Source organism: Agrobacterium tumefaciens (assembly GCF_017726655.1).
Classification (GTDB): domain Bacteria; phylum Pseudomonadota; class Alphaproteobacteria; order Rhizobiales; family Rhizobiaceae; genus Agrobacterium; species Agrobacterium tumefaciens_B.
Window position 1 is genome coordinate 872,476 of sequence record NZ_CP072309.1, and the last position, 26,459, is coordinate 898,934.

The following is a 26,459-nucleotide window of genomic DNA, read 5'->3' on the forward strand; positions in this document are numbered from 1 at the left end:
GTCAAGGAGAGTCATCGTGACGCACAATAAATACATCGACGACCAGACTGCATTGAGGGAGAGGCAGGGGAGAGGCGCGCGATATGATTCACCTGCCGCCCCTGCACAGGAACTGATGCTTGCCCGTCGCGGCACTGCCTATTTCGCCAGGATCCTGAAGGGCATCAAGGACGAAGACCTCGATGTGGCATCGATGATCCCACATTGGACCCGGCGGCATGTGATAGCCTACATCGCTTATCAGGCACGGCAGTTGGCGCTTATGATAGAGGCGGTTCATGACGGTTCGCCTATTCCTGTCTTTGACACTCAAACGATGAGCACGCTCATAGAAGACGGCGCTACGCTTCCTGCGCGTGCACTTCGAAACCTCTTTGATCATGCCGAGGTGCATTTGAACGTTGTCTGGCGCGACCTGTCGGCGGACAATTGGGCTGCGACGGTTATGTTGGACGGTACGCAGGTCGGGATCAGAGAAACCCCTTGGATCCGAGCCCGCGCTGTCTGGGTACATGCTGTAGATCTCGCAAGCCAAGGCTCGTTTCTTGATTTTCCGGCCGTGCTGCTCAACGAATTGCTGAATGATCTAGGTACGACAGCGTCATTTGCGAAATACTCTTTTGAGCGGCAGAGCAACGACTGCTGGATCATCCGTCCGGACCGAGAACAAGAACCAATTTTCGCGCATCCCGCTGATGCCGTGCGCTGGCTAAGCGGACGGGGCGCAAGGGGGCTAAGTGGCCTACCTCGCACCGACGCTACCTTCGAAATTCCACTTTGGCCTCAAATCTTCGCCGCATCTGCTTAAGTTCGACGAACGATGAATATTACCCATCATAAGGACACCGCATTATGACTTCTGTCGTTCTTTTCGACGTACCTCCTGCCCCAACCGTTGCGGTCGCAGGGCTACAAACGCGCTTTCCCGTAAACAGGATCTTTTGCGTTGGCCGAAACTATGTCGAGCACGCCAAAGAGATGGGCGTGGAAGTCGACCGCGAGACACCGTTTTATTTCCTGAAATCGCCACATGCCATCGTGGAGAGCGGAGCGCAAATTGCCTACCCGCCCGGAACCTCGAACTATCACTACGAAATGGAATTTGTTGTTGCCATTGGAAGCCCCGCCTACAAGGTGTCCGTGAAAAACGCACTTAGCCATGTCTACGGCTATGCAACGGGCCTTGACATGACCAGACGAGATCTTCAGCTCGACGCGCGAGCAAAGGGTCGCCCCTGGGACCTTGGCAAAGACTTTGAGCAATCGGCTGTGATATCGACAGTCGTAAGGCAAGAGGAATTTGGCGCCATCGCTGATCAACGAATATGGCTCGAAGTGGACGGAAGAACCCTTCAGGATGCGCAGCTTTCTGATCTGGTCTGGCGTGTTCCAGAGCTCATTAGCCATCTGTCGGGATTTTACCACCTTCAGCCTGGCGACGTCATTTTTACAGGCACGCCCGCAGGGGTCGGCGCTGTTGTACCGGGGAATGTAATCCGCGGCGGCATCGACGGCCTGCCCGGTATCGAATTGCACATCGGGCAAGAATCGTGATGAAGTTTTTTGGTTATTTTCGTAGTTCGTCTGCCTACCGCTGCCGCATCGCTTTTAACCTGAAAGGGATCACGCCCGATTTCATTTCGGTTCATCTCAGGCGCGACGGTGGCCAGCAAAAGAGATCCGAGTATCGTGCAATCAATCCTCAGGCGCTTGTGCCAACGCTTGAAGAAGGTGGTTTCTTACTGACGCAATCGTTGGCGATCATCGAGTGGCTGGACGAAACCCGCCCTGCCCCTCCGCTATTGCCGGCTGATACAAACGAACGTGCTTGGGTGCGCGCATTTGCACAAGCAATCGCGTGCGACATTCATCCTCTTCAAAATCTCCGTGTTCTGGATTATTTGAAAACAGATCTTGGCCATGACCAGAAAGTCGCTGATGAGTGGTGCCGACGGTGGATATCAGAGGGGCTCGCGGCATGTGAGATGCTCCTGCAAAATCGTCCATTTGACGGCGCTTTCGTTTCGGGAAATGCTCCGGGGCTCGCGGATTTATGCCTCATTCCGCAGTTGTTCTCCGCTGATAGGTTCGGCGTAGATACCTCGGCATTTCGGCAGCTCAAGGTGATCCGTGAACGTTGTGAATCGCTTGACGCCTTTGCGCTCGCACATCCAGCAAAGCAACCGGATGCTGAAGTCTGATCGGGCTATTAAGCGAGAGCTCTAATAGAGCCGTGCCTATTCGTCGGCCGTCGATCAAGTCAGCATCGTCGGTTACCGCATCACTGACAGCAGAGATAGCGAGACCATTCCCTCAAATTGTGGAATGCTGCCTTTCTCGTTTTCGCTCTTCAAGTGGAGCCCTTGCGAGCTCATTTTCAATTCGACGAAAGGAAGCCCTTTCGCAATTTGAAAAGGAGAACAACAATGTCCCGCATTCCCACACCAGCTACAATCGACGATGCACCAGAGGAATCTCGGACGATCCTCGAGTCTATTAAGAAGCAGATAGGATCGGTACCGAACATCTTTCGGCTGGTCTCAAATAGTCCTGCCGCACTCACCGGGCTGACGTCTCTTCAAGGTGCATTGGCAAAAGGGAAACTCGCTCCAGCCACGCGCGAACGTATCGCGCTCGCCATGGCCGAAGCGAACGGCTGCGACTACTGCCTGTCTGCTCATTCGTTTACGGGCACCAAGTTCGCCAAGCTCGACGCCGATGAAATCTTTGCGAACCGTCGGGGCACATCGAATGATCCGAAGGCCGCTGCTGCTGTAGAATTTGCCCGTGCGCTAACGACCACAAGAGGCGCTGTCGGTCCAGAGGAAATCGCCAAGGTCCGATCAGCCGGCTACGCTGATGCCGAGATTGTAGAGATCATCGCTCACGTCGCTCTCAACACCTTCACAAATTACGTCAACGAGGCGTTAGAAACTGAGATCGACTTCCCTCGCATCGATAAGGCTGCGGCCTAATTTAAAAGGGGAACGACCCAAGTCGTTACCCTCCCGCTTTGTCCCCGTCTGAGGAGCTACCAATGTCACGACCCCCGCTTCCACCGTTCACCAAAGACACTGCTATCGAAAAAGTACGCCTCGCAGAGGACGGCTGGAATAGTCGCGATGCGGCCAAGGTGGCCTTGGCCTACACCTTGGATACGCGCTGGCGAAATCGCGCCGAATTCGCCAAAAACCGGGCTGAAGCCGAGGCATTCTTGACCCGTAAGTGGAATAAAGAGCTAGATTATCGGCTCATCAAGGAGCTTTGGGCTTTTACTGATAATCGGATTGCCGTCCGTTACGCCTACGAATACCACGACGACAGTGGCCAGTGGTTCCGCGCCTATGGAAACGAGAATTGGGAATTTGCTGAAGATGGGCTCATGCGGGAACGACATGCCAGCATCAATGAGCAGCCCATCAGTGAAGCCGACCGAAAGTTTCGTTGGCCATTAGGTCGCAGACCTGATGATCACCCCGGCTTGAGTGACTTCGGTTTCTGAACGAGGTTCTAGCTCTGCATTGCCTTGAACGCGCCGATCCCATGGACTGGCGCGTTTTGCGCGTTGTCGAAGCTGCGAGTCGCCCTTCAGAGCTCGCGATAATCCTGGTTCTCAAGGAGCTCTTTGATAGTTCTTAGTCGCATGTCTTAAGCTTCTCGTGAGGAAGACATTTTCCGATTGGAGCGACAGTCCGTCAACAGACATAAACTGTTCCGATATGAGGAATTAACAGAGCGGCAATGGGGGTATATGCTAAAATTAGCCTCAGACGAATTCGCTGTCCCAGGCTACTTCGTTTGCTTGTTGTGTGGCGAGAATTATACGTTATCTATTCTAGCCCAATGCAACTGACGGGTGATTTTGCCGTTCTACGTCGAAGGTGGAAGGTCAACCGCTAATCAAGGGGCAACAATTGTCACTCGCAGTCAATAAGACAGAACCTGATGCATGCTACACGGGCCTATTTACGTGGGATCTGAAGGCAGACGCCGTCTATGCCGACGAGGTCATGGCTGTTCTCTTCGGAATGGAGCCTGAAAAGGCAAAGAAGGGACAGCCCATCATCGAATATCTTCACAAAATTGTTCCAGCGGAAAAATCGGGTCTCAAAGATGCGATCGACGACGCCATACTATCGGGCGACCGTTACTCACATAAGTATAAAGTCTTGACCCAAAACGGAGATCAGGTTGATGTGACAACGATCGGCCAATGTTTCCGTGATGCCTCAGGCACGCCGTCGGTCTACGCTGGAGTTATGTATCTTGGTTGGCATGATGATCTTTCGGCCGGACCGGCTTTCTGGCATTGCCTGCGGGCATTGAGTCTCGCCCAAGCGAACAGGCGCCTCGATATCGTAAAGAATATCGAAAAGGCCCTGAAGCTGCTTCGTAAGAAACTAACCGGCAACCTCGATTTAACATCACCAAATTTGGTGTTCACCGGAAACCGGTAAAGTTCTCCGATAGGATAGGATCGCCTCGTCAGCGCTGCGATAAGGGATCATTCATTTAACGATCGCGCTATACTGGCGCTTCGCTTACCCCGTTACTCCACTATTCGGGGTCACGGATGCATTTGAAGCGGCCGGCAAGAAGCGCCCCTGAACCAGAAGCAAGATTGATCCAACGCAAATGGCGATAAGGCCCCCATTTGTTACAGCAAATAATGCGACAGATAAGCCTTTTAAGATGATGTCTGTGCTCGCGCTTGCGACCCTGATCGCGGCCGTCGCGATGGATGTCAGACCAAACGTAAAAGCCCAATACGACGCTGAGAACGGTTGCCTCAGGATCCACGGCAAGAGGCGCAGTATGATCGCGAGTTGCAGTATTGCGTAGCCCAGGAGTGCGTGAACGAAGACATCCGGTACGCTGCCCATGACGCTCAAATAGGCGACGCTGCCCACTGCTGGTGGTGCGAGTTGAATGCCGAGGGTTGGTCGCAATGCCGCAGTTATTTCGGGCAAAGTATAGAACCGATGCAAAAGAACCGATTCGATAGCGAGCCAGGAGAAGAAGCCCGCCCCAAAAGCCAGTTGCCCTGCTTCACGGGAACCCAGCGCGCCCAGAACGATCGCAGTTACAAATGAGCCTGCGACGGTCGGCAAATACAAGACAGCAGTAGATGAGGAGGGGTCTCTGGCACCCTGCCATAGCCGACCCGTTCGCCACAATGCGAAGAGAAAGGTGAACACGAAACCAACGGCGAACAGCGCCTTTGTGAAGAGCAGAGAATACGGAAGCAGGGCCAGGCCAGCGAGCATGGTCGCAACGCCTGCCAATCCCACATAGCAACATTGAATGGCATGCTCCGCCTCGGCGAGCGCCGCCGCTGGCGCTAGAACCCATTTGAGACCGTAAAGCACGGTGATGACCAACCACACCGCGGCGCCAGAAAGACTGAAGATCTCCCCCGGCAAAGAGGGCAAGGCCCATGCTTCCGCCGCTGTCCGCCATGAGCTCCCGAACCCGACCAAGCCAAGCACGATACCGAAAAATGACGCTGGCACCCTCGCAAGCCAGTTAGAAGCGGAATGGCGTCCATTGCTCTCAAACATAAGTTGCTTCCCGAATGGCATACGACTGAGATCTGCTTCAAATCCCTTGCCTGACTCTTGGCGGACCGAAGCTTCGGCGAGGGACGGACGAATTCAGCGGCGCGGCCATAGACCGCACCGCTGACTTACTTCATTTTTTGGCGGACAACTTACGGTCCAGAAAGCTATGGATGAGCGGTGCCATCTCATCCAGCTTGTCCTCAAGGGCAAAGTGGCCAGTATCGAGAATGTGGATCTCAGCGTTGGGTAGATCACGAAGATAGGGGTGCGCGCCCTCTTCTGGGAAGATCTTATCGTTTTTGCCCCAAACGATCAGGGTCGGCGGCTTACGCTCGCGAAAGAATTGCTGGAACTTGGGATAAAGCGGGACATTCGTTCCATAATTATGGAACAAGTCCAGCTGAATGTCTTTATTTCCCGGGCGGTCGAGAAGAGCCTGGTCGTGGACCCAGTTATCAGGGCTGATCCGAGTCAAGTCTTTTACACCATCCGTATACTGGAATTTGGTGGTTTCGAGTGTGACCAATCCAGAGAGTGCCTCTCGGCTCTCTTTGGAGCCATCGGCCCAGTACTTTTTAATCGGGTCCCAGAATTCTCGCAGGCCTTCCTCGTAGGCGTTGCCATTCTGGACGATAAGGCCAGTCACGCGTTCAGGATGCTTAAGTGCGAGCCGATATCCGACGGGTGCACCGTAATCCATGACATACATCGCATATTGCTTGGCATCGACTTTATCAAGAAGCCCGTCAACGAGGTCGGCATAGTGCCCGAACGTGTAAGCGAACTTTGCATGATCTGGAGCGTCGCTTTGGCCGAAACCAGGGTAATCTGGAGCAATCACGCGATATCGATCTGCGAGTTGCGGAATTAGATTTCGAAACATGTGCGAAGATGTGGGGAAGCCGTGAAGAAGAAGGACAACCGGTCCGTCTTTTGGGCCTGCCTCACGGTAGAAGATATTTACTCCATCCACTTCCACCGTCCGATAGTGGATCGTGACAGGACCATTTTGCGTAGCTGTGACGGCTTTTGCCGATTGAGGTGACGCGGCATGAGAAAACGAGGCGAAGCTCACGCTTGCCAACATCATGACTGCCAATATGTGCTTCATTTCAGTTCTCCTCGGTTGAATGGCAGCGATGTGCTGACCTGGAGAAGAACATAACGGGTGATGCGGCGACGATAATCGGCAGAATGTGGAAGTATTTATTCCAAATTGTGAAACGGTGGCGCCCTTGCGAGACTCAAGCCGTGACGGTCGCGATGATTCAAGCAGGGTTCGTTGCTTGAGGTTTCGAGTTGGGCAAAGCATTCAATATCGCAAAAACGCCAGATCGCTAGCCACTGTGTTTCGGGATGCCTAACGGATGCCATCTCTCCAAGCCGCTGGAGATATTCCGAACTTCGCTTTGAACACGCGCGAAAAATGGCCCTGATCCGCGAAGCTGCATTCTAGCGCTATCTGAGCAAGCGGAATTCCTCGACGCAACATGTCCTGAGCTTTCCGGACGCGATAATCGAGGAGCCATTGATAGGGTGTCAGTCCCGTAGAGCGTTTGAAAGCTCGAATAAAGTATCCGACCGAAAGTCCGCAAAGAGATGCAATTTCGTCTATCGCGACCTCCTTGTCCAAGCAGCTGACGAAATACTGCGTTGCAAGATCCAGATGTTTGGCAGATAATCCGCCCTTGCGTTCAGTAAGAGCAATGCCTCCGTAGCGACACGCGACATGAGCTTTCACTGCCTCAACAAGATGGTCTATCAATAGCTTCCTGCGTGGTGAATTATTGGCCACCAGCGGAACGAAGGTCTCCGCTAACCCTTTGAGAATAGGATCGATAGGCCCGTCTTCTATTCGCAACAGCGCAAATGGCACCCTACCTTGTTCAAGTGCAAAGTCCCTCAAGCCAGCGCTCGATATATTAAACCTGACATTGTCGAAGGCCGACTCCGGTCTACACGACCAGTTTTCCTCGAGGTCCATTATCGCCATGCTTCCGGCCGCGTGACCTCCACTGAAAACTAGCCGGCCCGAACGCCAAACACTGTGCCTGATATAATCGGCTCTTTGGACGATGACGGTAAACCCATCGAAGTTCGGGACCGGTTTCGTTTCGTGGCTAGCGGCATCCTGGTTGGAAACGACATGGACGATGTCAATGCCATCGGCTCTAAGTATGCTCCGCTTCATTGTTCAGGATACCCTCAAGACGCTGTCTCACAACACCAACTCGTAACGTAGACCGTGAAGAAAATTGACCGTGCCTTCACATCATGTCCTGCCAAGAGGCTCAATCGCTACCGTTAGTTTGCTCGACAATTTTCCCCGTATAACGATAACATCCGACGCCATACCTCAGAAGAGGCTGCTTTAGAAAAATTCGTGTATACAACGCCTTGATTGAAAATTGAACGCGGCGGCATGCACAACAATCTTCAAAATCGGTTGTTTATCTTCAAGACGAAATTTCTCCCGCGTTTAAGGTTGTGCTGCAAATTGCCCGAATGGCGGCAAAATCGGGGAAACCATGGATCAACGAGAGAACCCCGAAGAGATACGCGAGCTCCTTGCGTCATCTAGATCGCCAATCGGCCAGGTGATCGGGAACGTCTTTGGCCTCGCAGCTCCACCGACCCGCCACACTCTCACGATCAAGTCGTCTGCCATTACGCTCACGCATCTTGAAGTGATCCACGCGCTTCGCGAACTGACGACACCGCTGCCAAGCGAGAAAGCACTGCTTCTTTCGTTATGGCTGACACCGATGACTGGGCACGAGCAATGGAAATGGGGTCAGTTCGTCAACTCTGACGACTATCCTGCGGGTTCGATGAACTTAGTTCACCTTGAAGAGGAGACACAAGGACTTTTCAGCAACCCATTTGCTTCCATCCAAATTCACTTGCCAGAGATGGCGCTTCGTGAACTCTCGAGCGACGACCGTGTGCCCGATTTTTCAGGCCTTCTCGAAACAAACTCGCAGGCTGATCCATTTGTCGCGCTCTTGGGACAGGCTCTTTTGTCCGCTCTTGCCAATAATGATGGCGTTGAAAGCCTGTTGTTTGACCATCTAATCCTAGCTTTGCATAGTCACTTGGTAGAGCGTTATTCAACTGCGCCACGGTCTGACTTGAAATTCCGTCGCCTGAGTATGCGCCAGGAGCGGCTGGCCAAGGATTTACTTACAGAAGATCTAACTGTTGAACCTTCTTTGGTAGATATTGCGGCGAGTTTGGAGATGCCAGTTTCTGTGTTTGGCAACGCGTTTAAAACGACAACCGGAAACCCGCCCTTTAGGTGGCTACGAGCCTACCGAGTTGAGGCGGCCAAGCGCCTTTTGAAAGAAACTGCGCTTCCGCTTGCCGAAATTGCTTACTCATGCGGATTTTCTGATCAAAGCCATTTCACGCGCGTCTTTACTAAATCAACTGGCGTCACCCCGGGCCATTGGCGTAAGAGCTCCTAGAATGGGTCGCTTGTTGCTGCGATCAGTCTGCCTTTACCACCAATGAACATTGATGCGGGTGCGTGGTGGCCCAAGGACACTGTTACGCAAAGCGGAATAAAGCCTTACGCGCTTTGTCAATTATCGAATGCGCTCCGGAAGGTATGGTTTGGACACTGTTTCAACCAAGAAGGACCTTGCCGTGAACTCCGTAGCCAATTTACAACCTGTTAGTCGCCGCTCTCTCATCACGGGCGCGCTCGCGACCTTCGCCGTTGCACCTTTTCTGACATCCAACTCGCTCGCGAAATCTGGAACGATCGTGGATTCACTCAGGGAAGCGGCGGCCCATGCCGACATCACCACATATCCGACCCGTGGAAATATTTCCGTGCTGGAAGGCTCCGGCGGCAATATTGCGGTCTTGAGCGGCAAGCAAGGTAAGGTTCTCGTAGACGCGGGTATCACTGCAACGCGTGCTCGGATCGAGCAGGCCCTTTCGAAGCTAGGCAATCAGCCTGTCACCCATCTCATCAACACGCATTGGCACTTCGACCATACCGACGGAAACGAGTGGCTGCACTCTGTAGGCGCTTCCATCACTGCTCATGAGAACACACGTCGGCACTTGCTAGAGGCGCAGCGGGTCGATGATTGGAACTTCGACTTTCCGCCTTCACCCTCCGGTGCGATCCCTGCGACCCTGATTACAAGCGACAAGGTTCTGGAGCTTGAAGGCGCAAAGATCGCGATCACCGCTTATCAACCGGCCCACACCGACAGCGACATCTCCGTTTATTTCAATGAAGCCAACGTGATCCATGTCGGTGATATCTTCTGGAACGGACTTTACCCGTTCATCGACTATTCGACCGGCGGAAGCATAGACGGAACAATCGCAGCTTCAGCGAAAGTCATCGCTGCAGTGGATTCCGATACCGTCATCATTCCTGGTCACGGCAAGCCGCTCAGCACGCTCGACGATCTGAAGCATTATCACGAGATGCTGGCGACCATCAGGGACAATGTCGCGAGGCTGAAATCGGCGGGTCGCACCGTCGAGGAAACGGTCGCAGCCAACCCGACTGAGGCATTTGACGAGCAATGGGGCAAAGCGATCATTAGCCCAGCCTTCTTCACTCGCCTTGTCTACAAGGGCGTATGAAAGCGAACAGCTGCTCCAACTGACTTCGGATCTAGAGGCAGCCGAGCGCCACGCCACTCCAAATGGAGACCACTTTGACCGAATATCGCCCTTTCACCGTCTCGCGTCGAGACGTTCTGCTAGGAGGTTCGGCACTGCTGCTGGCCTCTGGAGCCCCAGCCTTCGCTGCAACAACCACCATGAAAACCATCAGACAAGGACAAACGGCAATGACAGAAGCCTTCATCACCACCAAAGACGGCGTAAACCTCTTTTATAAGGATTGGGGCCCAAAGGAAGCCCAGCCGATCGTATTCCATCATGGCTGGCCGCTGTCGTCCGACGACTGGGACAATCAGATGCTGTTCTTCCTCTCGAAGGGATATCGCGTGATCGCTCATGACAGGCGTGGCCACGGTCGTTCACAGCAGGTGAGCGATGGTCACGACATGGATCACTATGCCGCCGACGCCTCGGCAGTCTACGAGCATCTCGACATCAAAAATGCTGTCCATATCGGCCATTCGACGGGCGGCGGCGAGACTGCTCGCTATGTCGCCAACTTCGGTGAACCGCAGGGCCGTGTGGCAAAAGCTATCCTGGTTAGCGCGATCCCACCGCTGATGCTTAAAACAGCATCTAACCCCGACGGAACCCCGATCGAAGTGTTTGATGGCCTCCGCAAGGCGTTGGCCGCCAATCGGGCACAATTCTATCTCGACCTGCCTACAGGCCCCTTCTTCGGCTTTAATCGGCCAGGTGCAAAAATCTCGCAGGGCCTCATCCAGAATTGGTGGCGCCAAGGCATGATTGGTAGCGCCAAGGCTCATTATGAGGGGATCAGGGTATTTTCGGAAACTGACCAGACCGAAGACCTCAAAAAAATTTCAGTGCCAACGCTGGTCCTCCATGGCGACGATGACCAGATCGTTCCCGTCAAGGCGTCTGCAGAGCTTGCCGTTAAGCTCCTGAAAGACGGGACTTTGAAGGTCTACCCCGGTTACCCCCACGGTATGCTCGCTACCAATTCCGATGTCCTGAATGCGGACATGCTGGCATTCATCCAAAGATAAATCAAACACCGAGGAGTGAGGGTCTCCACACGCGATCCTCACTTCAGCCAGCTTTGTCAACACCTGGGTCGACGCCGCCTCTAACTCGGGAAACTTTTGCTCCGTGGCAAGCTTTAGACCTGCCTGGTTTGCCGAAGCTCGTGAATCAGGTCGACAAGCCGGCGGAGCTTTGCCGGAATATTGCGTCGTCCGGGATAGTACAGACACAGACCCGGATAAGGCGGGGTCCAATCGGACAAAACCTGCTCTAATCTTCCGGCAGCAAGATCGTCTCTGACCTGCCATTCGTTCAGATAGGCGAGACCTCCTCCGTCGCGGGCAGCCCGCAGCATCAGATCGCTATCGTCGAGCACAAGTTTGCCTGGAACATCGAGCGCAAAGCTCTCACCTCGTCGCTCAAACTCCCATCGATAGATGGTTCCGCTCGCCATTCGAGCGCGAATGCAATTATGTTCCTGGAGGTCTGCCGGGACCTGTGGCTTTTGATAGCGATGGAAGTAATCTGGCGACGCGACAATAGCCGGGCGAATGTTATCGCCGATCGGAACGACCACCATGTCCGCAGGAACGGCCTCCCTGATCCTAATCCCGGCGTCGAAGCCTTTGGCGTTAACGTCGACCAGTGCACCCTCTGTCACGATCTCTACCGCCATCTGCGTATTTCTGCGCATGTATTCAAGGATCAGCTGTTTAAGCACCATGCGCGTGGCGCCGACGGATGTATTGATCCGTAGGATGCCTGTGGCTTCAGCCCGATGTTCATCGACATGTTCAACGGCGCCGCGGATCGCCTCCAGCGCGGGACCGACGCTAGCGACAAACTGCTCGCCAGCTGCCGAGAGAACGACACTGCGCGTCGAGCGGTTAAACAGTCTAACACCCATGCGGGTCTCTAACGTAGCGATCTGCTGGCTAAGCGACGATGACGAAATTCCAAGTTCGCGAGCCGCAGCCCGAAATCCGCCTTGGGCAGAGACGGCAAGGACAGCCTCCAGTTCAGCAAGTGAGCCGCGCATCATTGTCCGTGTTCTCCTATCAGCCTGACCGTTTTTGGCCACCTTATCAGGACAGGGTCGGAATGCCAGATATGGCTGGAAAGCCAAAAGGAGTTTCAGATGCGAAACATCGACAAAATCTATATTGAGGGACAGTTCGTCCCGCCTAAGGGCACGGAGATTGCCGATCTCCACAATCCATCCACGGAAGAGAAGATCGGCACGGTCAGGCTTGCCGGCGTCGAAGACGCACGGGACGCCATCGCCGCTGCGAAGCGCGCCTTCCCCACATTCTCACGCACTTCAAAGGCTGAGCGCATTGAGATGCTCAAGCAGTTGAACGCGGCTGTTCTTGCGCGCGTGCCAGACTTAACCGAAGCAATGGCACTCGAGTATGGAGCGCCACAGGTCTTCACACGATTTTCTGTCCCGCATGCTGCATCAAGCTTTGCTACCATGGCAACCGTTCTGGATGCCTACGATTTCGAGCGCCAAATCGGCCGCGCGCGTGTCGTCATGCAACCCTCCGGCGTTGCAGCTGCCATCACGCCTTGGAACAGCAATATCGGTTTCATCACGTCGAAGCTTGCAACCGCCATCGCCGCAGGCTCGACCATCGTCATGAAGCCGAGCGAGATGAGCGCGATACAGACGCAGATCCTCACCGAGTGTCTTCATGAAGCAGGCCTGCCTAAGGGCGTGTTCAACATCGTCAACGGGCTCGGCAACGTCGTTGGCGCTGAACTCAGCCGGCATCCTGATGTGGCTAAGGTGACGTTCACTGGTTCTACTGCTGTCGGCAGAGAAATCCTGAGAAATGCAGCCGACACGTTCAAGCGCGTCACCCTGGAGCTTGGCGGCAAGGGACCGAACATCATCCTCGACGACGCCGATCTTGACGTGGTCATCCCAACCGTCCTGCGAATGGGCTTTATCAACAGTGGCCAGGCCTGCATCGCCGGCACGCGTATCTTGGTTCCAAAGCATCTGCTCGACGACGTCCTTGCCAGGCTGAAGCAGGAGATCGAGACCTTCAAGGTTGGCGACCCGAGCGACCCGGATGCCGTGATTGGCCCGATGGTCAGCCAGAAGCAATATGATCGGGTTCAGACCTATATCGAACTGGGACTGGAAGAAGGCGCGAGCCTCCTGACAGGCGGTCCCGGACGGCCCGCCGGATTAAAACGTGGTTGGTTCACGAAGCCAACCATATTCACTGGCGTCAATAACCAGATGCGCATCGCGCGCGAGGAAATTTTCGGACCAGTCTTGTCGGTGATCGCGTATCACGACGACGACGAGGCTGTGTCAATCGCCAACGACACTCCCTACGGACTGCAGGCCTATCTTCACGGCACTGACGCGTCGCGCATGCAGGCGCTTGCGGGCAGGCTGGACAGCGGACGCGTCGTCATCAACGGGGCACCCCATGAACCGCTTGCTCCCTTCGGAGGGTTCAAGCAGTCGGGCATTGGCCGTGAATATGGCGTGTTTGGCCTGGAAGCATTTCTCGAGCCAAAGGCAATCATTGCGTGATAGCAGCCAAGACGCGCGGAGCTTTAGCCCCGTGCGTCAACCAGCTCATAATCGTCACAATTATGCCAAGGCTCTGCCATTAGCTTAAGTTCATGCTTAGTTTAGCGAAGCGAATTTGTATGGCTGAAGTCTCTATCCGCTCCTCCGCAGTTTCCGTTGTCATGCTCCGTAGGGTTCCCGCTGGGCACGAGGTCTTGCTTATGCGTCGCAACGGGACCCTCGCAGGAGAGTGGTGTCAAATATCAGGAGGCATCAAAAATGGGGAAAAAGCCTGGCAAGCCGCATTACGTGAGGTCCGCGAGGAGGCAGGTTTAACCTGCCGCACGCTTTACACGGCAGACATATGTGAGCAGTTCTACGAAGCCGATCGCGACACTATAAGCATTTTCCCCGTCTTTGTCGGCTTCGTAGACGCTGACATGGAGGTCGTGATCAACGATGAACACAGCGAGTTCAAGTGGGTCCGGATAAGCGAAGCCCTCAGTATGGTTCCGTTTCCAGGGCAGCGACATGTTTTAAAGCATGTGGAAGCGGAGTTTATAAAGCGCGAGCCAACTCGCCACCTGTTGATCCACGACGTCCATGCAGGCACGACAACGCAATAGCGGTCGAACGGAATTCAACGCGCCATCATTTCCAGAAACATCGGCCGGGACCGTCGCAAAAACTTTAAAAACTAGCGGCGTTGATCCGCTAGTCGAACAAGAATCTTGCCAACAGCTTTCCCGCTTTCCTGCAATTCGTGTGCATCTGTCACGGCTTCAAGAGAATAAGTCTTCGCAATTTTCGGAGCGTATGCCCCGGAGGCGGCGCAGGCCGAAACCTCATCGGCTGCCTGTCGCATAGCGGCTTCCGGCATGGTGTAGACATAGACGAAACGAAACGAGAAGCCGCCGAGCAGCGCCGGGAAGAACGGGATGGCTAGCTTGGCTTGCGGTGACTCCGTTGAGTAGGCTGAGACGATGCCATCGCGAGCGAGGCAGGAGATTGCCGCGTCGATGTTGGCTGAGATATCGACATCGACAATGCGGTCGACGCCATGGCCACCGGTCGCCGATCGCACGGCTTGAGCGATATCATCCTTGTGTCTGTTGAGCACAAGATCGGCGCCGGCCGCTCGCGCGACCTCAGCCTGCTCTTCCCGGCTTACTGTTGCCGCGACCCACGCGCCCGCCCATTTCGCAAGCAGGATTGCCGCGTTGCCCACAGCGCCTGCTCCGCCCTGGACGAGCACCCGTTTGCCACGCAAGTCTCCGTCCGCGAACAGACAGCGATGCGCGGTCATCGCGGGCACGCCGAGCGACGCGCCGATCTCAAAGGAGATGTTGTCGGCCAGACCAATGGCCTGCACTGACGGCACGACGACGAACTCTGCTGCGGTTCCGAATGCCCTGCCCCACTGCGCCATGTAGATCCAGACCCGCTCGCCAACACGCGTCTCAGGCACGCCTGGCCCGACGGCATCGATGAACCCCGCACCATCCTGGTGCGGCACGATTAAAGGAAAGGGCATGGCCTTTCCGCCAAATCCGGTTCTCGTTTTGATATCGGAAGGATTGATGCCGGAGACCATCATTCTTACCCGGACCTCTCCGGCGCCGGGCTCCGGATCAGGCAGTTCAGCGACAGTGAGGACCTCTTGAGCAGATCCCTGTCGCTCGTAATATGCAGCTCGCATCACACACCTCTCGAATATTTGTCGTCAAATAGGTCCAAGATAGGCCTACTTGCAAGTAGGCAACAATTCTGCCTATAGGGATACAAAGTACACTAAAGGAGGGCACGATGATTGCTGGCGAGAAGTGCCCTGTCGAAACAACAGTCGACGTTACGGGTGGAAAATGGAAACCGATGATCATTTACCGGCTTCTAGCCGGTCCGCGACGGTTCGGTGAACTGCGTCGCCTGGTCGGCGACCCTAGCCAGCGTTCGCTGACAATGCAGCTCCGCGAGCTGGAAGTTGACGGCATTGTCGCGCGCGAAGTCTTTGCGGAAGTCCCGCCACGTGTCGAATACTCGCTCACACCGTTCGGACAGACGCTCGCGCCAGTGCTGATAGCGATGCGCGACTGGGGTGTTACGTTTCAGGAGCGCCGTTCGACAAAGTCGTCCTAGAGTTTCTTTGTACCAGCTGCGACAGCACTCGCGGAGAACCTCTCGACAAAGAAGTCGATGAGAACTCGGACCTTTCGAGACACGTGCGATCCCGGCGGCCGCACGATGTAAATTCCAACTTCAGGAAGGCTATATTGCTGCATGATCGGTACGAGCGTGCCCGCCTCCAGATAGCTTTGCGCGATCACGACAGGTAGGGCCGCCACACCTAACCCGGCTGCGGTTCCCTCGGCGATACCTGCAGCGCTGTCGGCCTTGAACCGTCCTTGACTATTCACCACAACTGTCCGGCTGCCATCCGACACCTTCCAGCTCTCGGTACCCTGAAGAATCGCCTGATGCTCGAGTAGCTCCGAGGGCTTCTGCGGAACGCCGTAAACCCGCAGATACTCGGGGCTGGCGAATAGGCCGACTGGGAACACTCCGATCTTGCGCGCGGTCAAACTCGAGTCCTGGAGATAGCCGACGCGGATTCCGCAATCGAAGCCGTCTGCAACGAGGTCAACGTATCTGTCGCTGTAATGCGCGTGCAGCTGTAGTAGCGGATGGAGGCGGGCAAGCTCGGCAAGCGCCGGCGCGAAGTGCCCGGGACCGAAAGATGATGGGACAGCTACACGTAAGCGGCCCCGCAGCTCTCCAGTGGGTAGCATCTCCTCGCGCGCCACGTCCATCTCCAGGCACATGCGAGCTGCGTGTTCGCGGAAGGAGGCCCCAGCTTCGGTCAAAGACGCGCCTCTGGTCGTACGCGCCAGAAGCTGGACGCCGAGCTCACTTTCGAGGCGGACGAGCCGCCGGCTGACGATCGACTTCGGCAGACCAAGACGCTTAGCCGCGACTGTGATGCCACCGCCGTCCGCTACCTCCACGAAGGTCTGCATGTCCTCGAAGCTGATCATCTTATCGTTCCATTTTTCGTTCCACAGAGTGGTGGAATATAGAGCTACCGCACCGAAGGTTGCAACGCTAAATTCAACTCATCGGACGGATCGAAACCCAGTTCACTAACCGCCGCCGACAAAGAAAAGGAACACGACAATGCATAAGGCCGTCTTTACCCCCGAAAACTCCGCAATGCTGCTCATCGACCACCAGATCGGCACCATGGCATGGACCCACTCGCACGACATCAATCTCGTCAAGCAAAATGCGCTGAAGCTTGCCCGCATCGCCAAAGCCGCGAACATCCCGACGATCCTTACCTCTAGCATGGAAGACCAGATCCAGGGCCCGCTGCTCCCGGAACTGAAGGAGATTCTGCCTGAGGCCTTCGAAGACCGCGTCAAGCGTCCTGGCATCGTAAACGCCATGCATCACGACGGTTTCAACCAAGCCGTCAAGGCGACTGGCCGAAAGAAGCTGTTCGTTGCCGGCGTCACGACCGAGATCTGTGTCACCTTTCCTGTCCTGCAGATGCTGGACGAAGGCTACGAGGTTCAGGTCTCTGCTGATGCTTCGGCATCCTACACCAAGTATGGCGACGATCTCGCTCTGCGGCGCATGGAAAAGGCCGGAGCGATCATCACCACCGTCGACCAGATTATCTCCGAACTGGCCGTCGACTGGACGAGCCCGCTCGGTCAGAAGCTGGTCGGGATCCTCAACTACCACTGAGCACGCATTGGTCGCCTTGGCGCGGGCAAAAGAGCCCGCGTCCAAATGAAAGGAGCATTTCCATGACCACGACAATGACCAAAGTGCCTGCGGGGCAAACACGCGGCGACTTCGCCCATGGTTTCGGCGTCGAGATCCTGTATCCCGGACTGACGCTAACTTCGGACGATAGCGGGATCGGCCCGATCGGGAGAATTGACCGCGCCCAGGTTCAGCCCGGTCATTTGATCGGCATGCACCCGCACAAAGACGACGAAATCCTGACCTATATCCGTGGCGGCGAGATGCTCCATCGCGACACGGTGGGAAACGAGAAGAAGCTCGGCACCAGGAAGTTCATGATGATGAATGCCGGCCATACGTTCCAGCATGAGGAACTGATGCTCGGCGAACGCCCGATCTCTGCGCTGCAGATATTTCTGCGACCAAGCGTTTCCGATCTTGAGCCGAAGGTTCAATTTCATGAGTTTGCGGAGGCAGAGAGCCTCGACAGCTGGCGGCTGATTGCCGGACCAAGGACCGCCCCACTGATCGTCCGATCGGACGTCCAGGTTTTCGACGCGCGGCTGAGCGGCCATGTTCAGCTACGTCTCCCGGTTTCTGATAAAGGCCGGGACATGCTGCTTTACGTCTACAGCGGAAAGATCGCCTTTGAGGATGAGGTTTTCACGGAAGGTGAAAGCGTGTTTCTGACAGATAGTGATCGCCGGCTGCGTGCGGTGTCAGAGGCTGATGTCGTCCTCTTTACGTTCGATCCCGAGGCCGAGGTCTACCGCGGCGGCATGTTTAGTGGAAACCAGAGGCGGCCATCCCAAGCGCGCGCTTCCTGATCGCATCAAAGATCTCATACCCGTACTTCAAGTCATCGTTCCGCTTCTCGAAAGACTCCATGTCGCATTGTCGGGCTACCTCGCCTGCATCCTTGCACATAGCTTGGAGCCATTGAAACCGCACAAAACGATCAGCGCCGAAAAGGTTAAAAAGATGTCTCGCACCACACCGACAGGCCCTGTTCTTGTCCCCGAGAAGACTGAAACGCCGGCGCCGGCAAGCAATACGGCGCGTGACTACACGAAGATTCTGGTACCAGTCGCTGTCGTGGCTGCAGTGACGGCGATGGTGGCGTTAAGCTCACAGCGATGGGACGTCTGGACCGCGAGTGCTGCAACGCAGACGACCGACAACGCATATGTGCGCGCAGAAATGAGTAGGTTAAGTGCGCGGGTAAGCGGCAATGTAAGCGCAGTGAACGTGTCTGACTTCGCTTCCGTCAAGGCCGGTGATGTGATCGTCCAGATCGATCCTTCCGACTATGTGGCAAAGCGCGATCAGGCCAAGGCGAACCTTGAGGCAGCGCTTGCGCAATTGAAGAACCTTGCAAATCAGGAACAGCTTCAGCGGGCTGCAATTACGCAAGCCAACGCCCAATTAGCGGTTACACAAGCAAATGCCGACCTCGCTCAGACCGAGGCCAATCGACAGGTCGCGCTCGCACAAAGTGGCGCTGGTGTTCAACAGAAAAAAGAACAGGCGCTGGCACAGGTACAGGTTTCGTCAGCTTCGGTGTCCGCAGCCACAGCTGCGGTCGCATCGGCACAGGCCCAGCTTTCGTTCATCGAGGGTCAAAAGGGACAACTTGCTGCAAATATCGATGCCGCCAAAGCGGCCCTACAATCTGCTGAACTTTTGTTGTCCTACACAAAAATCTCCGCGCCCTTTGACGGCGTTGTCGGCGAGCGGCAGGTCCACGTCGGCGATTACATAACCACAGGATCAAACGCGATATCCATCGTACCGCTGCCCTCAGTCTATCTAATCGCCAATTTCAAGGAAACACAGCTCGGATTGATGAAGGAGGGTCAGGTGGCCACGGTAAGTGTCGATACGCTGCCTGGCGAAACATTTGCGGCGAAAGTCAGCCGACTTTCTCCGGCATCTGGCTCTCAGTTCGCACTTCTGCCGGCAGACAATGCCACGGGCAACTTCACCAAGGTTGTCCAGCGCATTCCGGTCCGCATTGATTTTGAGCCATCGCCAGCACTCGCTAAACTGAGATCGGGCATGTCTGCGGTCGTCTCAGTAGCGGTCAAGCCTGAGTAGAGGTGGACAACGATGGCCAACATCGTATCAATGCCGGCTCATTCGACTTCAATCGCCATGCATCGTCCGTTGCTGGCCGTTTTCGCGGTGCTGCTTGGGCCATTCATGGTTGGCTTTCACAGCCGCATGTTCGGGATAGGTCTAGTTGATCTGAAAGGCGCATTCGGCCTCAGTTACGACGAAGGCGCATGGCTAAGCACATTGGCCACAGCGCCCCAGATTATCCTAGCGCCTGCGGTCGCCTGGTTTGCCGCTGCATATGGGATACGGCGCGTCATCGTCGGACCTGCTATTGTTTACGCTGTTATATCAGCGATCATACCGTTTGCTCGTGACTATCACGTCCTGATAGGCCTTCACATAGTTCACGGCGCATTGCTTGGCCTGTTTATCCCCGCAACGCTGATGATCATCTTTCAGACGCTGCCATCAAAGTGGTGGATGTCAGCAATCGGTTTTTATGCCTTCCGCGCAGCGTTCACGACGAATGCAGGCACCGGTCTTCTTGATTTCTATGTTCAGCATCTCGGTTGGCAGCTGCTGTACTGGCAGGATGTCGTGCTCGCCCCTTTGATGGCGCTGCTCATCCTCAAGGGAACAGCGCGACGGGCGCCCAACCGTGAACTCATTCGTGACGCGGACTGGGGCGGCATGATCCTTTTTGGCAGTGGACTGGCCATGCTATTCGTCGCGGTTGATCAGGGAAACCGGTTGGATTGGTTTGAGAACGGCATCATCGTTTCGGCACTTCTCGGCGGTACCGCTTTGATAGCAGCTTTTTTCGTAAACGAAGTCGTTGTCGCGCGCCCATGGGCAAGCATAAGCGCGATCAGCGCCCGCAACGTCATCTTGCTGCTTGTGGTATCGCTCTTCTATCTCATGAGCGCCAGTTCCAACACAGCGTTAGTTCCTAACTTCCTCATTAATGTCATGCAGCTTCGCCCAGAGCAGGTGGGGTCCACGCTGTTGATTTGGGCCTGTGTGCCCTTGATCGTGATGACCCCGGTGACTGTGTGGGCGATGCATCGTGTCGACGGCCGTTTGGTCCTGCTTGCCGGCTTGTGCTGCTTTGCGGGTGCAGCTTTGATCGGCACGGGTCTCACTTCCGACTGGAGCGGGGAAAACTTCAGGACCATGCTTGTGCTACAGGGGGCAGGTCATATTCTCACATTTCTGCCCGTCATCGCTGTTGCCATTGCCAATGGCGATCCCAAACGTGCAGTTGCAGTGGCTGCCTATATCCAGGTCATCCGCGTGCTGGGAACACAAACTGCGCAGGCCCTCATGACGACGTCCATTCGCAAGGGCGAGCAGATCCATTCCTATGCCGTCGGCCTGAACTTGCAACGCGGATCGGACATCTCGGCGGATGCGATCTCGGCCATCGGACGAGCTGTCGCAAGCTCGGGGCAGAGCCTCGCCGTGAGCCGGGCCACAGCAGTGATTGCCCAACATGTCCAAAAGCAAGCGAACACTCTCGCCTACATCGATGCGTTCTGGCTGACATTTTACTGTGCGATGGCAGGGCTCTTCCTTCTCGCTTTCGTCACGAAAGCACCGAAAGGTCCCCTATCGGCATGACCGGAGAGCCTACTCATTAGCCCGAACTCAAGAATGCGGCTCGGAATGCTGATCCTTCACAACAGGTAACAAAGCCGGCGCCCGGGCAGGGCCCGCGTCTCAGTCGCCAACTGGACTGAGTTCAATGAAATCAAAACATGAACTTCAGCTCATCTTCATGAGCTCAGGCAGATAACAGGAGAAATTGCAATGAAACCGATCAAAATCGAGTCCTCTGTAAAACACGGCGACTGGAAACACGGCTTTGGTGTAGAGATCTTCTACCCTGGAACAGCGCTTGACGACGCCGATAGTGGCATTGGAGCGATCGGCCGCATTGACCGCGCGCTAATCCAGCCGGGACATGTCATCGCCATGCATCCGCATAAGGATGACGAGATATTCACCTACAAACGCGGCGGGCGGATGTTGCATCTGGACACTGTCGGCAATCGTGAGGAGGTGAACGCTCACCGCCTGATGATGATGAATGCGGGCCACACCTTCCAGCATGAAGAGCGTGTCATTGGTGACGAGCCGACCAAAGCCCTGCAGATTTTCTTGCGTCCTCGCGAAGGCGACCTTGAGCCCAAGGTACAGTTTGAGAGTCTCGACAGCGCTTACAGTGAGGACGAGTGGCGACTGCTCGTAGCACCAGGTGGTGCAATCTTCGAAGTTCGTGCTCAAGCCTGGGTTCGAGATGCTCGTCTTCATGCCGGACGGCGCCTGCAAATCCCGGCCCTGCCTACGCCGTCTTCAGTCAACCTGCTCTTCGTCTTCGAAGGTGAAGTACGTCTCGGCGAAATCACGGTCAGTGCCGGCGAATTTTACTATCTGGGTGCGGAGTCACAAGCCATCGAGGCGCTGGCAGATTCCGACATTGTCCTCTTCACCACCGATCCCAAGGCGCCGGTGTTTAAGGGCGGCATGTTCAGTGGCAACGTCAGGTAACCGGTCACTTCCGGAAAGTCCCAATCTGGCCGCTGAGCGCACGCTTGCGAAAGGTACCTGAGGCGTAGGAAAAACTGATCGGCGTGCGTCAACTCGTGGCAGCAGCCAAACCCAACCCAAAATGTGAGGCCGACTTCACAGGCCGCTCTCCGGCAAATGCAAGAGGTAGTCAGGCATGATCAAACTCAAGGCTCCACCATTGATCGACAAGATACTCGATTGGCGCGGCACGTGGCTCGCTGCCCGTCTCGCGATCGTCTTCGTTTTCCTCGTTTCGGCATTCGGGCACTTGTCTGACTTCGGTGCGGCGGTCGCGGAACAGGTAAACTATGGCTTGCCCGCGCCCAGCTTTATGGCAGCGCTCACCGTGGCCGTTGAGATTGCGGGGTCACTTCTCGTTCTCACCGGGCGGTTGGTTTGGCTTGGAGCCGGAATGCTAGGTGTGTTTACGGCGTTCGGTGCTGTATTCGCTCACCCCTTCTGGGCGATACAAGGGCCTGCTCGCTTAGATGCTCTCGCTTCCTTTCTGGAGCACGTTGGACTTGTTGGCGGCCTGATACTCGTCGCTCTAGTTGCTCGCCGTCTCGAATATGAGGAGCAAAAAAATGTCTGATCAGACCTTGATGCGCTTGCAGCGCCTGGAAGATCATCTGGCCATTCAGCAACTCGCTGCACGCTTTTCCGATGCCGTGAATGAGCGAGACGTTGACGCCTTTATTTCGACTTGGGCGGAAGATGGAGCCATTTGGGAAATTGGTCAGCCGCTGCCTTTGCGTGGTGAAGGACAGGACGGCATAAGAAAGATGCTGAGCCAGCTATTCACAATTGAGCACTACTTCATGCAGATGACCCATTCCGGGGTGCTCAGTCTCAACGGCGACCACGCAACCGCGCGCTTTGTGATACGCGAGCATGGTCGCGGAGCGGACACATTCTACGACAACCTCGCCGTTTATAACGACGAAGTCATCAGGCAAGCCGACGGCTGGCGGTTCCTACGTCGTACCTACACCTACAGATTTCTGGCCCAAGAGCCGTTTGGGGGCACCGCCTATCCAGTCGCGGCGTCATAACAATACGGTCACATTTCACGCGGCCGACATCTGGGAAAGCTCAGACGGTCTAATGCTCCGAAATGTCGGGGAAGAATACTGCCTGCAGATCGGCGCCGCACCACGCGGCCACATCTCTTGCATCAACATCAGAAAGGATCAAAAAATGTCTGAGATCGAACATTTTGAATACGTTTTCCTCGGTGGCGGAAAGGGTGGGAAGACGCTCGCGATGGAGCTTGCAACAGCAGGCAAGAGTGTCGCGGTCATCGAAAAAGGAATGATTGGCGGATCCTGTATCAATGTCGCCTGTATTCCTAGCAAAACCTTGATCCAGAGTGCGCGCACCGCCCACGCTGCGAAGTCCGCCGCACCAACGTCATTCAGGCCAGATATGGGCGCGGCGCAACAACGAGTTCGCACCGTTGTGTCCGAAATGGTCGATATCAACATGAAGGGTTTCATCGCCTCGGGTTTCGACCTCATTCTGGGGACGGGCCACTTTACCGCTCCGAGAACAATCGAAGTTGAGCTGAATGACGGCGGGACGCGGACTGTCGAGGGCACGCATGTCTTCATCAATACAGGGACCAGAGCTTCCATTCCGGATATTCCAGGGCTGCGCGCCAGCGAACCCTTAACGCATGTCGAGGCCCTCGAAGCGACGGAAGCGCCCGAAGAACTGATCGTAATCGGGGGTGGCTACATAGGCCTTGAGATGGCTCAGGCGTTTCACCGTCTCGGCAGTAGAGTGACCGTTCTTCAGGAGACGGCCCACGTTGCCAATCGTGAAGACGTAGATGTCTCCGAAGCAATCGAAACAGCGTTTCGAGAGGATGGCATCACGATCAAGACCGGCGTCAAGGCGATTGAAGTTCAGGGGCGTTCGGGTGATCGCGTGACCGTATCGCTCAGCGACGGCGCCCACGTTACCGGGACCCACATTCTCGTCGCGGCAGGGAGGACACCTGTGACCTCAGACCTCAGACTGGATCTGGCGGGCGTGAATGTTGACGGACGCGGCATCATCGAAGTTGATGAGCGGCTAGCCACCTCGGCTCCCAATACCTGGGCAATCGGCGAAGTGGCGGGGACACCGATGTTTACACATGCGTCTTACGATGACTACAGGGTTTTGAAGTCTCAGCTATCAGGTGGTGACCGAACGACGCGTGATCGCGTCATTCCCTATGCCATGTTCATCGAACCGGAATTAGGACGCATTGGCCTAAATGAAAAAGAGGCAAGCGAGCGCGGCATAGCAGTCCGCGTGGCGAAGCTGCCCATGACCGCAGTACCACGCGCAAGAACCAATGGCGCTATGCGGGGCTTTATGAAGGCTCTGATCGACGCTCATTCTGACCAGATCCTCGGGTTTACGATGGTCGGTACAAACGCGGGAGAAGTGGTAACGGCAGTGCAAATGGCGATGATTGCAGGGCTTCCTTACACGGCGGTTCGCGATTCGATCATTGCGCACCCATTGATCTCGGAAGGATTAAACCTGCTTCTTCTGAAAGTGCCGGGGAAGGCCGCGTAAATGGGTGGGGCTCACACCAGTTCGTGCAGCGAAGAGCGCGGACTGGAGCCTTATCACTGAGAAAGATCTTTTGTTGGGAGATGCCAGCTCGGTTTGATAGCGACGCCGCTCTTTGCGTCGCGGATTGCGAGCGCATGGAGTAGCAATGAAAGGCATGTTTATGAGTCCGTGATCAGCCCATCCAACCAGCGTCGGAAAGTGATTGGGCCATGAAATGCAGCCCGGCTTGCAACTGATCACGCTGGATTACGCCGCCAAGGCAAACCCTGACATGCTCATCGGGCTTCCCCAGAACGGTGAAGGTATCTGAAGGCATCAGGCCAATATGGCGCCCTGCCATACGCCCCATCAGTTCTGCCCTGCTCGCCCCCTTTGGCAGCTTCAGCCAAATGTTAAAGGCCTCCGGCTCACCTTCGATGTCCAGCCCCAAAAGAGTATCGATTGCGATCTCGTGACGAACAGCGCTTTCCGCACGGACAAACCGGCGAATGGCATCTGCCGTCCCGTCCTCGATCCACCGTGTCGCCAGCGCCATGCAAATTGGCGACGGCATGACAGCGCTGGCCCGTAATGCCTGGGCGAGAGAATAAGAGGCTCTGGCGTTAGGGGAAACCGTGTAGGCGAGGCGCAGACCTGCGCCGAGGCATTTCGCGAGGCCGCCGATATGCCAGGTGAGGTCGGGAGCAAGCGTAGCAAAAGGTACGGGCGCCGTTGCGGGAATGAAGCCGTATGCATCATCCTCTATCAAAGGCAGTCTATGCCGCAGGATAACCTCGGCGATCTCCATTCGCCGCTCGCGTGGAATGGTCAGCGTCGTTGGATTATGGACCGTAGGATTGAGATACAACGCTTTCGGTTGATGTAAATGAATAGCCGCGTCAAGCGCATCGGGCAGCACGCCGGAAGCGTCCATCGCAATTCCGACGAGTTGCAATCCCATGCGGGCTGCGATCGCCCGCAAACCGGGATACGTCACCGCCTCGCACAGGATCACATCGCCCGGTCTCGTCATCGTCGAAAAAAGCGCTGTCATCGTCGCGTGCGCTCCCGGAGTGATCGCGATCCGCTCGAGACTTGGCACCATCCCCCTCTTCGACAGCCATGAAGACGCCGCGGCCTTATCTTGTTCTCCGCCGGTCGTCGACTGGTAGCGGAGAAGAGAAATAAGGTTTGCTGAAACAGTCTGCAGCCCTTCTTGCATTCTCGCCACGAGATCCGGGTCCTGCGGCTCGGGAGGCATGTTCATCGACAGATCCTCGTCCCCGGCGCGGCGCGGATCGATACGATGCTCCTCTTTCGGGCGGCCGAGTGCAAAGGTACCTCTTCCGACGTGGCTTTCCACCAGACGTCTGGCATGCGCCTCGGTGTAGGCGCGGCTGACTGTCGTAAAGTCTATCTTGAGACGCTCGGCGAGCCTGCGTTGTGGCGGCAATCGATCACCAGCGGCGATATCGCCTCGCTTGATCGCCAGCTCGATCGCATCCGCAATTTGGAGATAACGAGGCTTGCCGTCAGCACGAAGTTCAGGGAGCCACTTCAACATTTCACCTTACCTCAAATATCGATTGTTTCACATTGTATGGATATCACGAGGCGGATTCAAGTGATGATTTAACGACAAACCCGAGATCATAAATTGGGCATAAACGCCGATTTTCGAGCTGCTAATTGAGCAACACGTATGTTCGTTGTGCAGAATTACGTTTCATCAAAGAAATATTGTATGCATAATGAACTGGTTATTGATTCATACAATTTCGTTTGTATCGTTTCTG

General features: G+C 55.5%; 27 protein-coding genes. 20 read left to right on the forward strand and 7 right to left on the reverse strand.

What is annotated here, in order from left to right:
- The first annotated feature begins 16 nt into the window (after nucleotides 1–16).
- The 6 genes from AT6N2_RS18205 (at nucleotide 17) to AT6N2_RS18230 (ending at nucleotide 4,457) form a co-directional block, all read left to right on the forward strand.
- Nucleotides 17–808, forward strand: coding sequence for a maleylpyruvate isomerase family mycothiol-dependent enzyme (locus tag AT6N2_RS18205; protein ID WP_209090604.1), 792 nt, complete (start codon nucleotides 17–19; stop codon nucleotides 806–808).
- 44 nt (nucleotides 809–852) lie between these two features.
- On the forward strand, nucleotides 853–1,554 hold the full coding sequence (locus AT6N2_RS18210) for a fumarylacetoacetate hydrolase family protein (RefSeq protein ID WP_209090606.1): 702 nt from the start codon (nucleotides 853–855) through the stop codon (nucleotides 1,552–1,554).
- Nucleotides 1,554–2,201, forward strand: a complete 648-nt coding sequence (maiA, locus tag AT6N2_RS18215; RefSeq protein ID WP_209091896.1) for a maleylacetoacetate isomerase — start codon at nucleotides 1,554–1,556, stop codon at nucleotides 2,199–2,201. The genes AT6N2_RS18210 and maiA overlap by 1 nt, the downstream gene beginning before the upstream one ends.
- A 225-nt stretch (nucleotides 2,202–2,426) precedes the next feature.
- Entirely contained in the window at nucleotides 2,427–2,975 is a 549-nt protein-coding gene (locus AT6N2_RS18220; protein ID WP_209090607.1) for a carboxymuconolactone decarboxylase family protein, read from the forward strand.
- A 62-nt stretch (nucleotides 2,976–3,037) separates the two neighbouring features.
- Entirely contained in the window at nucleotides 3,038–3,502 is a 465-nt protein-coding gene (locus tag AT6N2_RS18225) for a DUF1348 family protein (RefSeq protein WP_209090608.1), read from the forward strand.
- Nucleotides 3,503–3,914: 412 nt separating this feature from the next.
- Nucleotides 3,915–4,457 carry a PAS domain-containing protein gene (locus AT6N2_RS18230; RefSeq protein ID WP_209090609.1) on the forward strand — a complete coding sequence of 181 codons (543 nt, stop codon included), beginning with the start codon at nucleotides 3,915–3,917 and terminating at the stop codon, nucleotides 4,455–4,457.
- 84 nt (nucleotides 4,458–4,541) lie between these two features.
- Here AT6N2_RS18230 and tehA read toward each other — a convergent pair whose 3' ends face one another.
- From tehA to AT6N2_RS18245, 3 genes are all read right to left on the reverse strand, one after another.
- A complete protein-coding gene (gene tehA, locus AT6N2_RS18235) occupies nucleotides 4,542–5,561 on the reverse strand; it encodes a dicarboxylate transporter/tellurite-resistance protein TehA (RefSeq protein WP_209090610.1) in 1,020 nt (339 codons plus the stop codon).
- A gap of 130 nt (nucleotides 5,562–5,691) precedes the next feature.
- Nucleotides 5,692–6,672 (reverse strand): alpha/beta fold hydrolase, encoded by a 981-nt coding sequence (locus tag AT6N2_RS18240; RefSeq protein WP_209090611.1) that lies wholly within the window; start codon nucleotides 6,670–6,672, stop codon nucleotides 5,692–5,694.
- Between the two features lie 249 nt (nucleotides 6,673–6,921).
- A complete protein-coding gene (locus AT6N2_RS18245; protein WP_209090612.1) occupies nucleotides 6,922–7,545 on the reverse strand; it encodes an AraC family transcriptional regulator in 624 nt (207 codons plus the stop codon).
- Between the two features lie 544 nt (nucleotides 7,546–8,089).
- On the opposite strand from AT6N2_RS18245, the gene AT6N2_RS18250 reads away from it, so the two are divergent.
- From AT6N2_RS18250 to AT6N2_RS18260, 3 genes are all read left to right on the forward strand, one after another.
- On the forward strand, nucleotides 8,090–9,028 hold the full coding sequence (locus tag AT6N2_RS18250) for a helix-turn-helix domain-containing protein (RefSeq protein WP_209090613.1): 939 nt from the start codon (nucleotides 8,090–8,092) through the stop codon (nucleotides 9,026–9,028).
- Between the two features lie 148 nt (nucleotides 9,029–9,176).
- Nucleotides 9,177–10,172, forward strand: a complete 996-nt coding sequence (locus AT6N2_RS18255; protein ID WP_233282533.1) for an MBL fold metallo-hydrolase — start codon at nucleotides 9,177–9,179, stop codon at nucleotides 10,170–10,172.
- A gap of 209 nt (nucleotides 10,173–10,381) precedes the next feature.
- Nucleotides 10,382–11,224, forward strand: coding sequence for an alpha/beta fold hydrolase (locus tag AT6N2_RS18260; RefSeq protein WP_233282594.1), 843 nt, complete (start codon nucleotides 10,382–10,384; stop codon nucleotides 11,222–11,224).
- A gap of 113 nt (nucleotides 11,225–11,337) precedes the next feature.
- On the opposite strand, the gene AT6N2_RS18265 is transcribed toward AT6N2_RS18260, so the two are convergent.
- Nucleotides 11,338–12,240 carry a LysR family transcriptional regulator gene (locus AT6N2_RS18265; RefSeq protein WP_209091898.1) on the reverse strand — a complete coding sequence of 301 codons (903 nt, stop codon included), beginning with the start codon at nucleotides 12,238–12,240 and terminating at the stop codon, nucleotides 11,338–11,340.
- Nucleotides 12,241–12,339: 99 nt separating this feature from the next.
- Here AT6N2_RS18265 and AT6N2_RS18270 point away from each other — a divergent pair, with 99 nt between their 5' ends.
- Together AT6N2_RS18270 and AT6N2_RS18275 are read left to right on the forward strand one after the other, a co-directional pair.
- Complete coding sequence (locus AT6N2_RS18270; protein WP_209090617.1) at nucleotides 12,340–13,755, forward strand: aldehyde dehydrogenase family protein; 1,416 nt, start codon at nucleotides 12,340–12,342, stop codon at nucleotides 13,753–13,755.
- Between the two features lie 119 nt (nucleotides 13,756–13,874).
- Nucleotides 13,875–14,360 carry an NUDIX hydrolase gene (locus AT6N2_RS18275; protein ID WP_209090619.1) on the forward strand — a complete coding sequence of 162 codons (486 nt, stop codon included), beginning with the start codon at nucleotides 13,875–13,877 and terminating at the stop codon, nucleotides 14,358–14,360.
- Between the two features lie 71 nt (nucleotides 14,361–14,431).
- Here the strand turns inward: AT6N2_RS18275 and AT6N2_RS18280 are convergent, their stop codons facing one another.
- Nucleotides 14,432–15,433 (reverse strand): NADPH:quinone reductase, encoded by a 1,002-nt coding sequence (locus AT6N2_RS18280; protein ID WP_209090621.1) that lies wholly within the window; start codon nucleotides 15,431–15,433, stop codon nucleotides 14,432–14,434.
- Nucleotides 15,434–15,540: 107 nt separating this feature from the next.
- On the opposite strand from AT6N2_RS18280, the gene AT6N2_RS18285 reads away from it, so the two are divergent.
- Nucleotides 15,541–15,870: a winged helix-turn-helix transcriptional regulator gene (locus AT6N2_RS18285; RefSeq protein WP_209090622.1), complete on the forward strand. Its 330-nt coding sequence runs from the start codon at nucleotides 15,541–15,543 to the stop codon at nucleotides 15,868–15,870.
- Here the strand turns inward: AT6N2_RS18285 and AT6N2_RS18290 are convergent.
- Nucleotides 15,867–16,766, reverse strand: coding sequence for a LysR family transcriptional regulator (locus AT6N2_RS18290; protein ID WP_209090623.1), 900 nt, complete (start codon nucleotides 16,764–16,766; stop codon nucleotides 15,867–15,869). The two genes, AT6N2_RS18285 and AT6N2_RS18290, sit on opposite strands and share 4 nt — an antisense overlap.
- 139 nt (nucleotides 16,767–16,905) lie before the next feature.
- Here AT6N2_RS18290 and AT6N2_RS18295 point away from each other — a divergent pair, with 139 nt between their 5' ends.
- From AT6N2_RS18295 to AT6N2_RS18330, 8 genes are all read left to right on the forward strand, one after another.
- Entirely contained in the window at nucleotides 16,906–17,481 is a 576-nt protein-coding gene (locus tag AT6N2_RS18295) for an isochorismatase family protein (protein ID WP_209090624.1), read from the forward strand.
- Between the two features lie 62 nt (nucleotides 17,482–17,543).
- Entirely contained in the window at nucleotides 17,544–18,311 is a 768-nt protein-coding gene (locus tag AT6N2_RS18300) for a pirin family protein (RefSeq protein WP_209090625.1), read from the forward strand.
- Nucleotides 18,271–19,581 (forward strand): HlyD family secretion protein, encoded by a 1,311-nt coding sequence (locus tag AT6N2_RS18305; protein WP_233282534.1) that lies wholly within the window; start codon nucleotides 18,271–18,273, stop codon nucleotides 19,579–19,581. The genes AT6N2_RS18300 and AT6N2_RS18305 overlap by 41 nt, the downstream gene beginning before the upstream one ends.
- A gap of 12 nt (nucleotides 19,582–19,593) precedes the next feature.
- Nucleotides 19,594–21,162, forward strand: coding sequence for an MFS transporter (locus AT6N2_RS18310; protein ID WP_209090626.1), 1,569 nt, complete (start codon nucleotides 19,594–19,596; stop codon nucleotides 21,160–21,162).
- 189 nt (nucleotides 21,163–21,351) lie between these two features.
- Complete coding sequence (locus AT6N2_RS18315) at nucleotides 21,352–22,092, forward strand: pirin family protein (protein WP_209090627.1); 741 nt, start codon at nucleotides 21,352–21,354, stop codon at nucleotides 22,090–22,092.
- Nucleotides 22,093–22,267: 175 nt separating this feature from the next.
- Nucleotides 22,268–22,705 carry a DoxX family protein gene (locus tag AT6N2_RS18320; protein WP_209090628.1) on the forward strand — a complete coding sequence of 146 codons (438 nt, stop codon included), beginning with the start codon at nucleotides 22,268–22,270 and terminating at the stop codon, nucleotides 22,703–22,705.
- Entirely contained in the window at nucleotides 22,698–23,165 is a 468-nt protein-coding gene (locus AT6N2_RS18325) for a nuclear transport factor 2 family protein (protein WP_209090630.1), read from the forward strand. The genes AT6N2_RS18320 and AT6N2_RS18325 overlap by 8 nt, the downstream gene beginning before the upstream one ends.
- 145 nt (nucleotides 23,166–23,310) lie before the next feature.
- Complete coding sequence (locus AT6N2_RS18330) at nucleotides 23,311–24,684, forward strand: FAD-dependent oxidoreductase (RefSeq protein WP_209090632.1); 1,374 nt, start codon at nucleotides 23,311–23,313, stop codon at nucleotides 24,682–24,684.
- A 172-nt stretch (nucleotides 24,685–24,856) separates the two neighbouring features.
- Here AT6N2_RS18330 and AT6N2_RS18335 read toward each other — a convergent pair whose 3' ends face one another.
- Nucleotides 24,857–26,227 carry a PLP-dependent aminotransferase family protein gene (locus AT6N2_RS18335; RefSeq protein ID WP_209090633.1) on the reverse strand — a complete coding sequence of 457 codons (1,371 nt, stop codon included), beginning with the start codon at nucleotides 26,225–26,227 and terminating at the stop codon, nucleotides 24,857–24,859.
- Between the last annotated feature and the right edge of the window lie 232 nt (nucleotides 26,228–26,459).

What these genes read in the sequence shown, in the direction of transcription:
- AT6N2_RS18210 (WP_209090606.1), top strand. Translation starts at nt 853, where the DNA reads ATGACTTCTGTCGTTCTTTTCGACGTACCTCCTGCCCCAACCGTTGCG.
- maiA (WP_209091896.1), top strand. Translation starts at nt 1,554, where the DNA reads ATGAAGTTTTTTGGTTATTTTCGTAGTTCGTCTGCCTACCGCTGCCGC.
- AT6N2_RS18220 (WP_209090607.1), top strand. Translation starts at nt 2,427, where the DNA reads ATGTCCCGCATTCCCACACCAGCTACAATCGACGATGCACCAGAGGAA.
- AT6N2_RS18225 (WP_209090608.1), top strand. Translation starts at nt 3,038, where the DNA reads ATGTCACGACCCCCGCTTCCACCGTTCACCAAAGACACTGCTATCGAA.
- tehA (WP_209090610.1), bottom strand. Translation starts at nt 5,561, where the DNA reads ATGTTTGAGAGCAATGGACGCCATTCCGCTTCTAACTGGCTTGCGAGG.
- AT6N2_RS18240 (WP_209090611.1), bottom strand. Translation starts at nt 6,672, where the DNA reads ATGAAGCACATATTGGCAGTCATGATGTTGGCAAGCGTGAGCTTCGCC.
- AT6N2_RS18245 (WP_209090612.1), bottom strand. Translation starts at nt 7,545, where the DNA reads ATGGACCTCGAGGAAAACTGGTCGTGTAGACCGGAGTCGGCCTTCGAC.
- AT6N2_RS18250 (WP_209090613.1), top strand. Translation starts at nt 8,090, where the DNA reads ATGGATCAACGAGAGAACCCCGAAGAGATACGCGAGCTCCTTGCGTCA.
- AT6N2_RS18260 (WP_233282594.1), top strand. Translation starts at nt 10,382, where the DNA reads ATGACAGAAGCCTTCATCACCACCAAAGACGGCGTAAACCTCTTTTAT.
- AT6N2_RS18265 (WP_209091898.1), bottom strand. Translation starts at nt 12,240, where the DNA reads ATGCGCGGCTCACTTGCTGAACTGGAGGCTGTCCTTGCCGTCTCTGCC.
- AT6N2_RS18270 (WP_209090617.1), top strand. Translation starts at nt 12,340, where the DNA reads ATGCGAAACATCGACAAAATCTATATTGAGGGACAGTTCGTCCCGCCT.
- AT6N2_RS18275 (WP_209090619.1), top strand. Translation starts at nt 13,875, where the DNA reads ATGGCTGAAGTCTCTATCCGCTCCTCCGCAGTTTCCGTTGTCATGCTC.
- AT6N2_RS18280 (WP_209090621.1), bottom strand. Translation starts at nt 15,433, where the DNA reads ATGCGAGCTGCATATTACGAGCGACAGGGATCTGCTCAAGAGGTCCTC.
- AT6N2_RS18285 (WP_209090622.1), top strand. Translation starts at nt 15,541, where the DNA reads ATGATTGCTGGCGAGAAGTGCCCTGTCGAAACAACAGTCGACGTTACG.
- AT6N2_RS18290 (WP_209090623.1), bottom strand. Translation starts at nt 16,766, where the DNA reads ATGATCAGCTTCGAGGACATGCAGACCTTCGTGGAGGTAGCGGACGGC.
- AT6N2_RS18295 (WP_209090624.1), top strand. Translation starts at nt 16,906, where the DNA reads ATGCATAAGGCCGTCTTTACCCCCGAAAACTCCGCAATGCTGCTCATC.
- AT6N2_RS18300 (WP_209090625.1), top strand. Translation starts at nt 17,544, where the DNA reads ATGACCACGACAATGACCAAAGTGCCTGCGGGGCAAACACGCGGCGAC.
- AT6N2_RS18310 (WP_209090626.1), top strand. Translation starts at nt 19,594, where the DNA reads ATGGCCAACATCGTATCAATGCCGGCTCATTCGACTTCAATCGCCATG.
- AT6N2_RS18315 (WP_209090627.1), top strand. Translation starts at nt 21,352, where the DNA reads ATGAAACCGATCAAAATCGAGTCCTCTGTAAAACACGGCGACTGGAAA.
- AT6N2_RS18320 (WP_209090628.1), top strand. Translation starts at nt 22,268, where the DNA reads ATGATCAAACTCAAGGCTCCACCATTGATCGACAAGATACTCGATTGG.
- AT6N2_RS18325 (WP_209090630.1), top strand. Translation starts at nt 22,698, where the DNA reads ATGTCTGATCAGACCTTGATGCGCTTGCAGCGCCTGGAAGATCATCTG.
- AT6N2_RS18330 (WP_209090632.1), top strand. Translation starts at nt 23,311, where the DNA reads ATGTCTGAGATCGAACATTTTGAATACGTTTTCCTCGGTGGCGGAAAG.
- AT6N2_RS18335 (WP_209090633.1), bottom strand. Translation starts at nt 26,227, where the DNA reads ATGTTGAAGTGGCTCCCTGAACTTCGTGCTGACGGCAAGCCTCGTTAT.